Genomic DNA, 14371 nt, shown 5'->3' on the forward strand with positions numbered 1-14371 from the left:
TGTGGGTTATTCAGATAGAGAATAAGATTATTTTGCTGCCGCAGCAGGAGCCCATACTTTATCTAATGCGCCTAAAAGAGCATTACTTGCACCTTGTTGGCCTAAGAATTGGGTAATAACGGGAATAAACTTATTGATCATCGCAGGATCCATTCCTAGAACTGAGAACACTTTATCAATGTTAGCTTGGTTGCTAAGTAGCTGGCCAAGTCCCATTGGTAATGAGTCCGTTAATTTTTCAGCGCCAGGGATCAATTTAGCCAGTTCGCTTCCTTGTGGACCTGAAAGTTGACTTGCAGCCATGCCTAGTAATGCGCCTGCACCACCGGCTGCTTGTTCAGGTTTAACACCGAGTTCAGAAATCAGGGTTTTTGTTAGCGGGTTTTCTGCAACTTGGCTAACCACTTGATCGGCACTTTCGCCACCGAAAATATCAGATAAGCTAAAAGCGTAACTCATGGCGCTTGATGATAGCAATGCAACTGCTGCAACAGTCGTTACGATACGATGTTTTTTCATGGGGAGACTCCTTAGTAAAGATTAATACCGAAGTCTTTTAAATCAGAAATTGACTTGGGTATGTCAATCCTAGTGAAGATTTGTCTTGTTGCAATGATTTTTTGTTATTTGAATGACGTATAGGTATAAAAACGGCGCTCATAGCGCCGTTTATTTATTTGTTCAAGCTTGATATCTTATAGGATATCTAATAGCTCTACTTCAAATACTAGTGCTGCATACGGAGGGATTGCAGCACCTGCGCCGCGCTCACCGTAAGCTAGGTTTTGTGGAATAGACAGTTTCCACTTAGAACCTACAGGCATCATTTGAAGAGCTTCAACCCAACCAGCAATAACGCCAGTTACAGGGAATTCTGCAGGTTGACCACGAGATACAGAGCTGTCAAAAACAGTGCCATCTGTTAGCATACCGTGGTAGTGCACACGAACTTGCTTGTCTGAAGTTGGAATTTCGCCAGTACCTTCAACAAGAACTTCGTACTGAAGACCAGAATCAGTTACTGTAACTTCTGCACGTTGTGCATTTTCAGCTAGGAATGCTTCGCCATCAGCTGCTGCTAGTTTAGCTTGTTCTTGACGAGCTGCATCTGCTGTTGTGTGAAGTTCACGTAGTGCATTGTTGATGTCATCAACTTCGATTTCTGGCATTTCGCCAGCTAGAGAAGTTGCGATACCTTTAGCAATAGCTGCTACGTTTAGGCCTTCAAGACCGCTTTGTGCTAGTTGTTGGCCCATTTGTAGACCAATACCGTAGCTTGCTTTAGTCTCAATTGTATCTAGTTTAACGTCAGACATTATTGTCATCTCTTAATGTAGAATGAATTAAAGCAGGCAGGATAACAGTTTAGCCCCCATCGGGTAAATGTTTGTAACTAATATTCGCTAATTGCGTGACATATGAAGCTTTGGAGTGCTGTATATGGGAAAGGTAAATCGCCGTTCAAATAAAAAAAACGCTAACCTGCAACCACCAATGAAACTCAATTTTGGTGCAATAAAGGCAAAGTGCAGTGAGCGTGTATCTGGTGTATGTCAGGTATGGCAGCGTTTCCCTCGGTTTCATCGTTGGGCGTTAGTCGTTATTGTGCCCGTATTTATTGGTGCGCTAATGCTGCCATCAACCAAAGAATTAGAAGGTCAATCTGACGGTGTACCGATGCGGCGTGATATTGCCTTAAATTTAGGCAATAGTGATGTGGCAAGTCAGGTGACGTCGGAGCCTAATACTCAAACTGAAAATAATCCAGATGGCAATGGTAAGCACAGTGCGGTTAAACGTACCGATGTTGTATTAGACAGCGCTGATATTAAAGAAGATTCAGGTATGAAAGCGAGGGGAGGCATGGAAGATCGCGGCCCAGCACCTGAGCGTAAACCGATGACTTCAAAAATCTATCCGATTAATGGTGGTAAGGTCTACACCATTGATACCGCTACTCATAAACCCGTGGTCGCTGCAAAAGCTGCGGTAAAGACAGCGTCAGTATCAACGCCAAAGGCGACTCAGCAGCCAGCGGGTGCTGCAAATCAATGGTATAGCTATAAAGTGCCAGCGGGAGATACATTAGCCAATATTTTCCGTAATAAAGGACTACCACTTGGGGATCTTTATGCTATCGCGAAAGTTGAAGGGGCGGGTAAACCTATTAGCCGTATTCAAGCTGGACAGACGTTACGTTATCGTCAAAACAGCCGTGGTGAAATTAGTGGCTTACAAATTTTAGGTAATGGTGTTTCTGCTTCGTATGCAGTTAATGCTAGTGGCCGTTTTTATCGTCAATAAATTTGCAATGGTTATACGTTAAAATAATAAGCCGCCAGTTAAGGCGGCTTATTATTTTTAAGTGATAAATGTTTAATCTGCGTTATGGCTCAGGCTTTGTGATGAGCGACGGATTTTCGGCCATGGGGCCATTGGAATGATGATCAAAAGAATACCTAACCCCGTGAGCAGATCGGGAATCTCGTCAAACCATAAATAACCAAATATCGCGACAAAAATAAGCCCTGAATATTCCGCAAGTCCAATCTTATAAGTCTCGCTTTGACGGTAAGCCGCAACACAGCAGCCCTGATAACCTAAAGTGAATAACGCACTTGCCGTAATTAATAACCATTGTTTTGGCTGTAGTGGCTGCCAATATTGGTAGGCTAATAGGCTTGATATGGGTAACGATAAAATACCTGTCCAAAATAGAGTACTGATAATCGGTTGTTGTGGCGGTAGTTTACGTACTAAAACATTGTATAACGCCAATGTTGAGGCGGTGCCTAATGCGGCAAATGCGGCCCAATGAAATTGATCGGGGCGTAACACAATGACGATGCCAATAAACCCGACAGCAGTTGCTAATACTTTTTCTTTATTTGGCCGCTCACCTAATACCAGCATTGATAATGGCAGCATGAGTAACGGTGCGGCGTAAAATAAGGCATTGGCGGTGGCTAATGGAAGGTAAGTTAAGGCAATCAGCAACATGCCACTACCCGCTAATACAAGATGGGCACGGATTGCATTCACCTTCCAATGCCCAATATCACGCTGAGCGGGGGTTAATCGTAGCCATAATGGCGCAATTAGGATCACGCTCAATAGTTGGCGAATAAACATGTACTGAAATGCCGATACGCTACCGTCTAATAATTTTACCGCCACATCAGACAGTGATGACGATAAATTACCGCAAATTAAAATAGCAATACCGATTGAAACCGCAGACCAGCGCATTAGGTGGGATCTTGTAATAACTGCATATCAACATGGGGAATGCCATCTTCAAGGTACATATCTGACGTTTGGGTAAATCCATGAGACTGATAGAACGCCACTAAATATTGTTGAGCGCCAATTTCAATTAGCTGTTGTGGCCAAATTTTCTCGGCATGGGTTAATCCCTGACGTAATAATTGATGTCCTAAACCATGCTTACGCTGACTTGGTGTTACTACAACTCGTCCAATACTGACATTATCATAAGTAACACAAGGGGCTAATAAACGTAAGTATGCGACGAGTTCATTGTTTACGTAACCTAACAAATGGAACACATTTGGAGCGCGGTCGTGATCATCAAGATCGGGATACACACAATTTTGTTCAACGCAAAAAATCTCTGAGCGTAGTTTTAATAGATCATAGAGCTGGTGGGTTGTTAATTCGTCAAAGGGTAAACACTGCCATGTCGTCATGGTTAAGATCCTGAATTCGGTATGATGTGAGTAGTGTACCGATTTACGCCAAAAATGAAGTTAACAATGGTTAATTTTTAAGATTAATTTCACCACTCGCGAGCCGTTTTTTGATTCGACTTAAACTAATGGAAGTAATACCTAAATAAGAAGCCAATTGGTAATCGGTTATGCGCCCAACTAACTCGGGGAAATGATCACTAAACAGTTGTAACCGTTGCTTCGGAGTATGCATGAGCATAAAGCGTTCTTTGTGCTCTTTATGCAGTAATTGACGTTCTAATAAGGTCTGATACAACGGGTGCTGCTGCTGACGCCATTGCTGAAATAGGGTAATGGGTAACATGATTAATTGGCTGGCAGATAATGTTTCTAATAAATAGGCTGAGGGCGCGTCATTAATTAAGCTTTCAAAGCCAATAATAACATCTTGATCCCAATAGAACTCTTTACTGAATTGTTTACCTTGTTCGGTTAAATAACACGCATGGCACAAACCGTTTAATAAAAAGTAGCAATGGGTTGGGGTTTGCCCTTGGTGTAATAAAATATGACGAGTCGGAAGATCTAGTGGTTCAGCAACGGCAATGACATCGTTGATAGTGGCGGTATCTGCACCTAGCTGAGTTAAGAAAGCCGCTAATTCAGAATGGTTATTTAAAGGCATAAGCGAGTTAATGAATAAAAAGAATGATAGTGGCAGTGTATCAAAAAAATACCGCAACCAAGGCTGCGGTATATAGATATTTTATTGAGGGGAATTATTTACGCGTTTGAAGATCTAATTGATAAATAGCAAACCCACCCGGCGTGGTGTTGACTTGTTGCATTGGGTATTGGCCTTTATCTTTAATAAATTTCGCTGCTTTATCACTGTTCGCTGTTTCAAATTGAATCTTTAACTTCTTATCACTTTTCAGTGGTGTGAAGTGCCAGTTATTATCTGCACTTGGAACAACTTGACCTTTCTGTTTGCTCACGCGACTGATGTAATCTGATAATACAGTGCGATTTTCATCCGGTGAGGCAAAGGCAACGAACGCTTCACCTGTACCTGCAAACTTACCACTGTACGCGCGGTAATTATTGGTCGCGATTAAGAACGTTTGCTTTAAATCAATCGGTTTGCCATTAAAGCTTAAATCTTTAATACGATTAGCGGTTGGATTAATCAGTTTACATTCACCGTCGTATTTTGCTGGTTGTGAAATATCAATGTTGTATTTTACGCCATCAATGACATCAAAATTGTAAGTACGGAAACCATCCCAGTTAATAAGTCCTTGCGGCTTCTCACTGTTAATATCAATTTGATTAAATTGTGCCGCGGAACATTCTAGCCATTCTTGAACATCTTTACCTTTTACCTTCATCGCAACAAGGGTATTGGGGTATAAGTATAAGTCAGCCGCGTTACGGAATGTTAGTTGGCCTGCTTCTACTTCGGTGTAGTTGCCTGCGTCATTACCACGACCGCCAGCTTTAAATGGGGCAGCTGCTGATAATACGGGTAAACCATCAAGGTCGGGGTCACCTTGAATAAAGCGTTCAACGTAATCTTTTTGGGCCAAGTTAACAATTTGTACCGTTGGGTCGTCTTGAACCAAGGCTAAATAGCTGTACATTACATCACTGGCTTTACCAATTGGCTGGTTAACAAAGTCACGGGTAGCGTTATGATCAATTTTTACTGCCGCGACTAATTTTGGATCGGCTTTGATTAATGATTTTTGGTTGGCTTTATCAAAGATAGGACGCGCTTCAGTTTGGGCTGAGGTCACCTTCCAGCTATTACCGTCTTTGTCTAACACCAAATCCATAATACCCACATGATCACCCCAACGACCAGGCATTACTGCAGGAATACCATTGATGGTGCCTTTGTTGATGTCAGCACCTGGTAGATTTGCAAAATCTTTACTTGGGAATACCGCATGCGAGTGACCAAATGCAATCGCATCAATCCCTTTTACTTGGGTTAGGAAGTAGACTGAGTTTTCTGCGCCGACTTTATAAGGGTCTGCTGAAACGCCAGAGTGTGGAATGGCGATAATAATATCAGCGCCTTCGGCTTTCATTTGAGGAATGAATTTCTCTGCAGTTTGCTTAATGTCTTTTGCTTCTACTTTGCCTTCAAGATTGTTTTTATCCCACACCATAATTTGTGGCGGAACAAAGCCAATGTAACCAATTTTTAGTTTTTGGTTGTTGCCATCGTTATCTTTAAAGGTGTAATCCTGAATAAGGTAAGGGGTAAATAAATTTTTACCGGTTTTTAAATCATAAACATTGGCATTGATATAAGGGAAATTTGCCCCTTCAATACTGGTATCAAGGAACTCAAGCCCATAGTTAAATTCATGGTTACCAATATTACCTACCGCATAACCGAGTTGGTTCATCACTTTATAGACAGGGTGCACTTCGCCTTTTTTAATACCTTTTGCTGCCATGTAGTCACCCATAGGGCTACCTTGCAACAAATCACCGTTATCGACTAACACACTATTAATGACTTCAGCGCGTGCTTTTTCAACCAAGGTCGCTGTACGGACTAACCCCGTTTTATCAGTCGGCTTATCTTTGTAGTAATCGTAATCCATTACATTTGTATGAATATCTGTTGTTTCAAGAATACGTAATTTAATCGTTTCTGCATTTGCGGGGCCTGCTAGTAATAGCAAACCGCCTAAAACAGCGATTGATAAAGGCTTAACAGATAGTGTCATGTGTTTCTCCAAAGGGTAGGTAAGGAAAGCGTGCCTAAAATAACAAATCTTATGCAGTTACTATCTGAACCCGTCACATAATTGTGCTTTAACTCTCATTTTTTATATGCATAACCATTATTAAGCGGTGAAAGAATCGCAATATTTGATTCAAAACGAAATGGTGTTGATTAAATTAAGAAAGAAAAGGCATAACTTAGGTTCGAAGTGATATTTGAATATTCTTCATTTTGCTTACTGCTAGCTATTTATATCTGCTTTATATTTATTTGCGGTTGATCATTCTATTCGATCATGAAATTAGGATTGTTGAATTAATAACCAAACTTTTTGATATAAAAAATGAAACTTTAGAATTTCAAGTAATATCACGAGCTCTCTATAGTGGTTACAGAACACCAAGGAGAGTTAACAATGGATTATTTACCAATATTTGCGGATTTAAAGCGTCGACCCTGTTTGGTTGTCGGTGGTGGTAATAGCGCATGGCGCAAAACTCAAATGTTATTAAAAGCGGGTGCCGATGTGGGGGTTATCGCGTCTAAGCTTAATGCTGATTTTACCACGGCGATTGCTGCTAACCAGATCCGCTTTGTTGGTGACACATTTTCTCCCGCGAATCTTGATGGGATTTTTCTAGCCATTGCCGCAACGCCACATAAAGCGCTGAATGCTCTGGTTTACCAATCAGCCAATCAACGTCAAGTGTTAGTGAATGTTGTTGATGATACTCAACGTTGTAGTTTTATTGTGCCTTCTATTGTTGACCGCTCACCGATCATTGTTGCTATTTCATCATCGGGTAAAGCACCCGTTTTAGCGCGTTTATTGCGTCAAAAACTAGAAGCAACATTGCCACAGCATTTAGGAAAAATGGCGACTATTGCAGGCGGTTTTCGTGACTATCTTGCCACCAAGATTTCTACCTTTTCTAGCCGTCGCGCCTTTTGGGAGCAAGCATTTAATGGTCGCTTTGCAGATTTGGTTGCTGTCGGTCGTCATAGTGAAGCCCAACAAGCATTACATCAACAGTTACAACAGCACACGTCACCTGTTGGGCAAGTTGCGTTAATTGGTGCCGGCCCTGGTGATGCGGGGTTACTAACTTTACGTGGTTTGCAATTAATGCAGCAAGCGGATGTGGTGTTGTATGACTACCTTGTTTCCAATGAAGTGATGGCGTTGGTACGTCGTGATGCAGAACTTGTTTGTGTTGGTAAAAAAGCGGGCTTTCACAGTGTGCCGCAAGAGCAAACCAACCAATTGATTGTTGAATATGCCCAACAAGGCAAACGTGTGGTGCGACTTAAAGGTGGTGATCCGTTTGTATTTGGTCGTGGTGCAGAAGAATTAGAAGTGCTGGTGGAGGCGGGGATTGATTTTCAAGTTGTTCCCGGCATTACAGCCGCCGCTGGTGCCACCGCTTATGCAGGTATTCCATTAACCCACCGTGATTATGCTCAAACAGCAATGTTTATTACTGGGCACTTAAAGCCTGATGGTAAACAACTTGATTGGTTAACATTAGCGCGTGGTAATCAAACATTAGTTATCTACATGGGGCTAATGAAATCCAGTCATATTCAACAGCAGTTATTACAACACGGCCGCGCCCCTAATACCCCAATCGCGATTATTGAACGTGGTACACAAGCCACTCAAAAAGTATTAACCGGACAATTACATGAACTCGCTGATTTAGCACAACATGCTGCATCACCATCATTAATTGTTGTCGGTGAAGTCGTAAAGTTATCACATAAATTAGCTTGGTTCACAACAAAGGAACAGTTACAGCCGCAACCTGAAGCGGCAGTGAAACTGGCATAACATGGAGAGAGTGATGGACCCGAAACGTTTAACCCACCTCAAACAGCTTGAAGCTGAAAGTATTCATATTTTGCGTGAAGTCGCGGCTGAATTTGATAATCCAGTAATGATGTATTCCATCGGTAAAGATTCGTCGGTGATGTTGCATTTAGCCCGTAAGGCTTTTTATCCGGGTAAAATTCCATTTCCACTATTGCATGTCGATACCACATGGAAGTTTCGCGAAATGATTGAATTTCGAGACCGTGCCGCTGAAAAATACGGTTTTGATTTATTAGTCCATCAGAACCCAGAAGGGGTGGCGATGGGTGTTGGACCTTTTACTCATGGTTCATCAAAGCATACCGACATTATGAAAACCCAAGGCTTAAAACAAGCTCTCGATAAATATGGATTTGATGCTGCGTTTGGTGGCGCTCGGCGTGATGAAGAGAAATCACGTGCGAAAGAGCGAGTCTATTCCTTTCGCGATAAAAACCATAGCTGGGATCCAAAAAACCAACGTCCTGAATTATGGAAAACCTATAACGGTCAAATTAATAAAGGTGAAAGCATTCGCGTGTTTCCACTCTCCAATTGGACTGAACTTGATATTTGGCAATATATATTCTTAGAGCAAATTGAAATTGTGCCACTGTATTTATCCCAAGTACGCCCCGTTGTTGAGCGAGATGGAATGTTAATCATGGTTGATGATGAGCGACTCGAATTATTGCCGGGTGAAACGATTCAACAAAAAAGTGTCCGTTTTAGAACCTTAGGGTGTTATCCATTAACGGGAGCGGTGGAATCAACGGCTGATACGTTACCGGGGATCATTGAAGAAATGCTGGTGGCGACATCCAGTGAACGTCAAGGGCGGGCTATCGACCACGATCAATCTGGCTCAATGGAATTGAAAAAACGCCAAGGTTACTTCTAAGGAGAGATAAATGAATAGTGTGATAGAACAACAGGTCGCAGAGCTTGGAATCGAAGCTTATCTCGATCAGCATCATAATAAATCTCTGTTGCGATTTTTAACTTGTGGCTCCGTAGATGACGGTAAAAGTACCTTAATTGGTCGTCTGCTGCATGATTCTCACCAAATTTATGAAGATCAACTAGCCGCAATTCATACTGACAGTCAAAAAGTCGGTACCACGGGTGATAAGCCAGACTTAGCGTTATTAGTCGATGGTTTGCAAGCTGAGCGTGAACAAGGGATCACCATTGATGTTGCTTACCGTTATTTCTCGACCAAAGCGCGTAAATTTATTATTGCTGATACCCCAGGACATGAGCAGTACACCCGTAATATGGCAACCGGTGCTTCAACCTGTGATGTGGCGGTTATTTTAATCGATGCCCGTAAAGGGGTATTAGATCAAACCCGTCGTCATTCTTATATCGCTAGTTTACTCGGTATTCGCCAATTTATTGTGGCTGTCAATAAAATGGATTTGGTCGATTTTGATCAAGCTCGTTTTGACGATATTAGTCAGCAATACCTCCAGTTTTCAAAAAAACTCAACCCTAAGATCAATATTCAATTATTGCCCTTATCTGCTTTAGAAGGCGATAACGTTGTTAGTCAAAGTGCCAAGATGGCGTGGTATCAAGGCGAGCCATTGTTAACATTATTAGAGCAAGTTGATTTATTCACTGATGATGACTCACCAGTGTTACGTTTTCCGGTTCAATATGTAAACCGTCCTAATCTCGACTTTCGTGGCTTTGCTGGCACATTAGCCTCAGGCGAACTAAAGGTAGGGCAACGAGTAACAGCATTACCATCAGGAAAAACATCAACCGTAGAGCGAATCGTAACTTTTGATGGTGATTTAGCATTTGCAACTAAAGGTCAAGCCATTACCGTTACCTTAGCCGATGAAATTGACATTAGCCGTGGTGATACGTTGATCGCAGCGGAAGATGAAGTGCCGCTAAGTAACAATGTATTGGCAGATATCGTGTGGATGGGTGAAACCGCATTAACGGCTGGACGTCAGTATGATATTAAAGTGGCAGGTAAAAAAACGCTAGGTAGTGTAAGTGCGATACGTCATCAAGTTGATATTAATAGTCTTGATACCTTTGCAACCGAGACATTACCCCTTAATGGCATTGGTTTATGTGAGTTCAACTTACATGATGCAATTGCCGTTGATAGCTATCAAACTTGTAAAGATACTGGCGGGTTTATCATTATTGATCGATTAACCAATGTCACTGTTGGGGCTGGTTTAATTCGTGAACCATTAGCCATCGATAACAGTCGTCGTTATTCAACGTTTGAAGTTGAATTTAATGCACTAGTCCGTAAGCATTTTCCGCATTGGGATGCAAAAGATATCGGTCAATTACTGGAGTAATGTGAATGAGCTGGGAACAAGCTACTGTGCTGGCAATGCTAGTAGTGATTATTCTCTGCTTGCTCACTACGAAGATTAAACCTGCGTATTTATTTGCTGGCTGTGCATTTATTGGTTTTCAAGCGAACTTAATTGAATTACCTGCTATTGCCGCAAATTTTACCAATTCATCATTATTAACCTTAGTGTTATTAATCTTGGTCTCCATTGCTCTTGAAAAAACCCGCTTAATTAGTTGGGTTGGGCGGCAAATTTCACAAGGTGGTCATAGCTCTGTTGTGGCTAAGCTGGGCTTATCGACCGCATTATTGTCCTCCTTTACCAATAACACTGCGGTGGTGGTGTCATTAATAGGGGCGATAAAGCGTAATCAACGCCATGCCCCCTCTAAATTATTACTGCCGTTATCTTATACCGCTATTTTAGGTGGCACATTAACGCTAATTGGTACATCAACGAACCTTATTATTAATAGTTTTGTAGAAGATATTGGTTTACCTAGCCTGGGCTTTTTTGCACCCACCATGATTGGCTTAGCGGTGTTAGTTATTGGATTAATGATTTTAATTCCACTGAGTTATTTTTTACCGAATAACGACGATGACAGTGAAGAACAGCTGCCTTATTTCTTAGAGGCGCGAGTAAAAAGTCATTCACCGTTAATAGGAAAGAGCGTCACTGAAAATGGACTACGTGCATTACGACGTTTATTTTTAGCTGAGCTTATCCGTGAGGGTAAGACTATAGCCCCTGTTTGCCCTGAAACTAAATTACAAGCCGGAGATCGATTATTGTTTTGTGGTGATATTGAAAGTGTTACCACCTTACAAGAAATAGAAGGACTGCATTTATTTGGTCAGCACCATCTTAATGGTCAATCGATGATGGAGGTTGTGGTCAGTCATTCTGCTGCTATTTGTGGTCGTACCTTAAAGAGCACTCAATTTCGTGAAAACTTTGATGCGGTCGTGGTCGCCATCCGTCGCGGTCATGAACGGTTAGCTGGTGGCTTGGGTAATATTGAATTACGCGCGGGTGATACGTTAGTTATTGTACCGGGGAAATTGTTTAACCAAAAACAAGCCATGCTGGAACGCGAGTTTGTGCTAGTTAATGGTCTTGATTCAAGTGCACGTTTAGACCGTTACCGCAGCACAACAGTATTGGTCGGTTTTTTAAGTGTGATTGTATTGGCTTTAGCTGATTGGCTGCCATTGATTAAAGGGTTAGCCGTTTATTTGGTACTGCTGGTGGGATTAGGGATTATTTCCTTTGGTGAGCTTCGACGTCGATTTCCGATTGATATTGTAGTTATTGTTGGATCAGCATTAACGCTGGCACAATTAATGATAACCAGTGGTTTATCACAGCAAATGGGCCAAGCACTTATTACCGCATTTAATGGCTGGGGAGTGTATGGCGGATTAATTGCAGTTTACTTACTTACATTAATACTAACTGAGTTGATCACTAATAACGCTGCCGCTGCATTAGCGTTCCCAATAAGTTATAGCTTGGCGCTGGGCTATGGTATCGATCCGATGCCTTTTATTATGGCGGTACTGTTTGGCGCTAGTGCGAGTTTTATTTCGCCGTATGGTTATCAAACCAATCTACTCGTGTATAGCGTCGGTAATTATAAAATTCGAGATTATTTAAAACTGGGGTTACCGCTTTCAATTGTGTATTCCACTGTAGTGTTGATCTTGATCCCAGTCGTCTTCCCTTTTAACTAAATTAACAATGGAATATGTTATGAATACGACCACGAAGCCCCATGACGATAACAATAATATTGTCTGGCATAGTTATAGTGTGACTAAAGATCAGCGAGGACAGCAAAAGCAGCAGCAGCCTTGCGTGTTATGGTTTACTGGATTAAGTGGTGCAGGTAAGTCGACTGTTGCTGGTGCTCTTGAACATAGACTCTTGGCATTGGGTTATCATACCTATTTATTAGATGGTGATAATGTTCGCCATGGTTTGTGTAAAGATCTTGGTTTCTCTGCTCAAGATCGACGAGAAAATATTCGTCGTATCGGTGAGGTTGCCACATTGATGGCAGATTCAGGATTGATCGTACTGAGTGCGTTTATATCTCCTCATCGTGAAGAAAGACAAATAGTACGAGATTTACTGCCACAAGGTGAGTTTATTGAAGTGTTTGTTGATACCCCTTTAGCTGAATGCGAAAAGCGCGATCCTAAAGGGTTATATAAAAAAGCACGAGCGGGTGAAATAAAGCAATTTACAGGTATTGATGCAGAGTACCAATCGCCTTTACAACCTGAAATTCATTTAGCCGCTGATAGTCATAATATTCATGAATTGGTTGATCAATGTATTAACGCTTTACGTAGTCGAAGTATTATTGCGTGATCATCGGTAATAGGAGTACCGTAAGTGACAACATTACTTGATGCTATATACACTACCGCATTGGATGCGGGTAAATCGATAATGGCGCATTATCACAGTAATATAGCGATTGAAAATAAAGCAGATAATAGTCCGGTCACTATTGCTGATCTTGCTGCAAATGAAATTATCATTAATCAGCTACAACAACTGACACCCGATATTCCTATCTTATCTGAAGAGTCGCCACAGACCGATTGGCAACAGCGTCAACATTGGCAATCTTTTTGGCTGGTGGACCCATTGGATGGAACTAAAGAATTTATTAATAAGAACGGTGAGTTTACCGTTAATATTGCGCTGATTGAAAATGGGAAACCTATTTTAGCTGTTGTTTATGCTCCCGCATTAAATAAAGCATGGCTGGGTGATGGAAAAACAGCTTGGCTAATGACTAAAGCAGGTAAAGAGGTTATTCGTCTTTTACCTTCAACTATACCAACTGTGGTTGGTAGTCGTTCACATCCTTCGGTTGAGTTAGAGGCTTATCTTCAACAACTAGGAGATCATAAATTAGTGGCAGTGGGATCATCATTAAAGTTTTGCTTAGTGGCTGAAGGGCGAGCTCAATATTACCCGCGTTTAGGACCAACAATGATGTGGGATACTGCAGCTGGTCAATGTATCGCTGAAAGCGCAGGCGCTACAGTGAATGATCTGGATGGTTTTCCCCTTCGTTATGATCGAGAGTCACTATTAAATCCTTATTTTGTTGTCTCTTAACTATATACAATCAACTAAATGTCATGGATTGATTAAATACTCAACACTATTTTTAAATAGCGACTATTGTTTAATAGCGTTATTGTATGAATATTGACTCTTTTGTGGCTTTTGGTTGGTATTACTAGCATTCGCATTAAAAAAGCAAATAAACAATTGTCATCCTTCCTGTTATCTCTATAATGCACCCCAACGACACGGAATACGTGCGGTTAGTAAGTTATTTACAACCTGTGTGTAACTTGTCGATAAGCGGTTTATAAAAATCATTGCGGTAATTGACGGTTCTTGTCTTACATTAAGCTATGAAAACTGCAGTCTTGACTCGAATATTATTCGAGTGGTTGAAAATATAATTTATTTTTAACGCAGGGCAGGTCAATAAAGGGTTTGTTAAATCTAATTTTAAAAAACTTGTTGACTTTAAACTGGCGCGGAGTAATATACGCAGCCTCAGCCAATACGATGTATTGTGCTAACGTTCTTTAACAATTTGACCATGCAATCTGTGTGGGCACTCGTTGAATAGTTAAGTCGAAAGATTTATCAATGAACTGAGTGACCAATACAAAATGACGTAAGTTATTTTGGCACAGTCAATTCATTA

13 protein-coding genes are annotated in these 14371 nt (G+C 41.3%); 7 read left to right on the plus strand and 6 right to left on the minus strand.

Annotated features, from left to right (window positions below; all coding sequences use genetic code 11):
* Positions 1-27 precede the first annotated feature (27 nt).
* Both C9I86_RS17390 and C9I86_RS17395 read right to left on the minus strand, forming a co-directional pair.
* Positions 28-519, minus strand: coding sequence for a DUF2780 domain-containing protein (locus C9I86_RS17390; protein ID WP_107277059.1), 492 nt, complete (start codon positions 517-519; stop codon positions 28-30).
* A 176-nt stretch (positions 520-695) separates the two neighbouring features.
* On the minus strand, positions 696-1316 hold the full coding sequence (locus tag C9I86_RS17395; protein ID WP_080158640.1) for an FKBP-type peptidyl-prolyl cis-trans isomerase: 621 nt from the start codon (positions 1314-1316) through the stop codon (positions 696-698).
* A 124-nt stretch (positions 1317-1440) separates the two neighbouring features.
* Between C9I86_RS17395 and C9I86_RS17400 the strand changes: the two genes are divergently transcribed.
* Positions 1441-2304, plus strand: a complete 864-nt coding sequence (locus C9I86_RS17400) for a LysM-like peptidoglycan-binding domain-containing protein (RefSeq protein WP_107277060.1) — start codon at positions 1441-1443, stop codon at positions 2302-2304.
* 72 nt (positions 2305-2376) lie between these two features.
* On the opposite strand, the gene C9I86_RS17405 is transcribed toward C9I86_RS17400, so the two are convergent.
* From C9I86_RS17405 to C9I86_RS17420, 4 genes are all read right to left on the minus strand, one after another.
* On the minus strand, positions 2377-3249 hold the full coding sequence (locus C9I86_RS17405) for a DMT family transporter (protein ID WP_080158638.1): 873 nt from the start codon (positions 3247-3249) through the stop codon (positions 2377-2379).
* Positions 3249-3710, minus strand: a complete 462-nt coding sequence (locus tag C9I86_RS17410) for a GNAT family N-acetyltransferase (RefSeq protein ID WP_107277061.1) — start codon at positions 3708-3710, stop codon at positions 3249-3251. Before C9I86_RS17410 ends, C9I86_RS17405 begins: the two co-directional genes overlap by 1 nt.
* A 70-nt stretch (positions 3711-3780) precedes the next feature.
* On the minus strand, positions 3781-4377 hold the full coding sequence (locus tag C9I86_RS17415) for a Crp/Fnr family transcriptional regulator (RefSeq protein WP_107277062.1): 597 nt from the start codon (positions 4375-4377) through the stop codon (positions 3781-3783).
* Positions 4378-4471: 94 nt separating this feature from the next.
* Positions 4472-6439 (minus strand): bifunctional 2',3'-cyclic-nucleotide 2'-phosphodiesterase/3'-nucleotidase, encoded by a 1968-nt coding sequence (locus tag C9I86_RS17420; RefSeq protein ID WP_080158635.1) that lies wholly within the window; start codon positions 6437-6439, stop codon positions 4472-4474.
* A gap of 414 nt (positions 6440-6853) precedes the next feature.
* Between C9I86_RS17420 and cysG the strand changes: the two genes are divergently transcribed.
* Genes cysG through cysQ form a run of 6 tightly spaced genes read left to right on the plus strand, consistent with a single transcriptional unit; the run spans position 6854 to position 13764 of the window.
* The gene (gene cysG, locus C9I86_RS17425; protein WP_080158634.1) at positions 6854-8269 is read left to right on the plus strand and encodes a siroheme synthase CysG; all 1416 of its coding nucleotides are present in this window, start codon (positions 6854-6856) and stop codon (positions 8267-8269) included.
* Between the two features lie 13 nt (positions 8270-8282).
* Positions 8283-9191, plus strand: a complete 909-nt coding sequence (cysD, locus tag C9I86_RS17430) for a sulfate adenylyltransferase subunit CysD (protein ID WP_080158633.1) — start codon at positions 8283-8285, stop codon at positions 9189-9191.
* Between the two features lie 10 nt (positions 9192-9201).
* Positions 9202-10623: a sulfate adenylyltransferase subunit CysN gene (gene cysN / locus C9I86_RS17435; protein ID WP_107277063.1), complete on the plus strand. Its 1422-nt coding sequence runs from the start codon at positions 9202-9204 to the stop codon at positions 10621-10623.
* 5 nt (positions 10624-10628) lie between these two features.
* Positions 10629-12359: an SLC13 family permease gene (locus C9I86_RS17440; protein WP_080158631.1), complete on the plus strand. Its 1731-nt coding sequence runs from the start codon at positions 10629-10631 to the stop codon at positions 12357-12359.
* Between the two features lie 19 nt (positions 12360-12378).
* Positions 12379-13002 carry an adenylyl-sulfate kinase gene (gene cysC, locus C9I86_RS17445; RefSeq protein WP_107277064.1) on the plus strand — a complete coding sequence of 208 codons (624 nt, stop codon included), beginning with the start codon at positions 12379-12381 and terminating at the stop codon, positions 13000-13002.
* A 24-nt stretch (positions 13003-13026) separates the two neighbouring features.
* Positions 13027-13764, plus strand: a complete 738-nt coding sequence (gene cysQ / locus C9I86_RS17450) for a 3'(2'),5'-bisphosphate nucleotidase CysQ (RefSeq protein ID WP_080158629.1) — start codon at positions 13027-13029, stop codon at positions 13762-13764.
* Positions 13765-14371: the final 607 nt, after the last annotated feature.

Origin of the sequence: Photobacterium sp. NCIMB 13483, from assembly GCF_003025475.1 — a bacterium.
GTDB classification, from domain to species: Bacteria; Pseudomonadota; Gammaproteobacteria; order Enterobacterales; family Vibrionaceae; genus Photobacterium; species Photobacterium piscicola.

Coding starts and splice junctions, on each gene's coding strand:
- C9I86_RS17410 (WP_107277061.1), bottom strand. CDS start 3,710: ATGACGACATGGCAGTGTTTACCCTTTGACGAATTAACAACCCACCAG.
- C9I86_RS17420 (WP_080158635.1), bottom strand. CDS start 6,439: ATGACACTATCTGTTAAGCCTTTATCAATCGCTGTTTTAGGCGGTTTG.
- cysD (WP_080158633.1), top strand. CDS start 8,283: ATGGACCCGAAACGTTTAACCCACCTCAAACAGCTTGAAGCTGAAAGT.
- C9I86_RS17395 (WP_080158640.1), bottom strand. CDS start 1,316: ATGTCTGACGTTAAACTAGATACAATTGAGACTAAAGCAAGCTACGGT.
- C9I86_RS17440 (WP_080158631.1), top strand. CDS start 10,629: ATGAGCTGGGAACAAGCTACTGTGCTGGCAATGCTAGTAGTGATTATT.
- C9I86_RS17390 (WP_107277059.1), bottom strand. CDS start 519: ATGAAAAAACATCGTATCGTAACGACTGTTGCAGCAGTTGCATTGCTA.
- cysG (WP_080158634.1), top strand. CDS start 6,854: ATGGATTATTTACCAATATTTGCGGATTTAAAGCGTCGACCCTGTTTG.
- cysN (WP_107277063.1), top strand. CDS start 9,202: ATGAATAGTGTGATAGAACAACAGGTCGCAGAGCTTGGAATCGAAGCT.
- C9I86_RS17415 (WP_107277062.1), bottom strand. CDS start 4,377: ATGCCTTTAAATAACCATTCTGAATTAGCGGCTTTCTTAACTCAGCTA.
- cysC (WP_107277064.1), top strand. CDS start 12,379: ATGAATACGACCACGAAGCCCCATGACGATAACAATAATATTGTCTGG.
- C9I86_RS17405 (WP_080158638.1), bottom strand. CDS start 3,249: ATGCGCTGGTCTGCGGTTTCAATCGGTATTGCTATTTTAATTTGCGGT.
- C9I86_RS17400 (WP_107277060.1), top strand. CDS start 1,441: ATGGGAAAGGTAAATCGCCGTTCAAATAAAAAAAACGCTAACCTGCAA.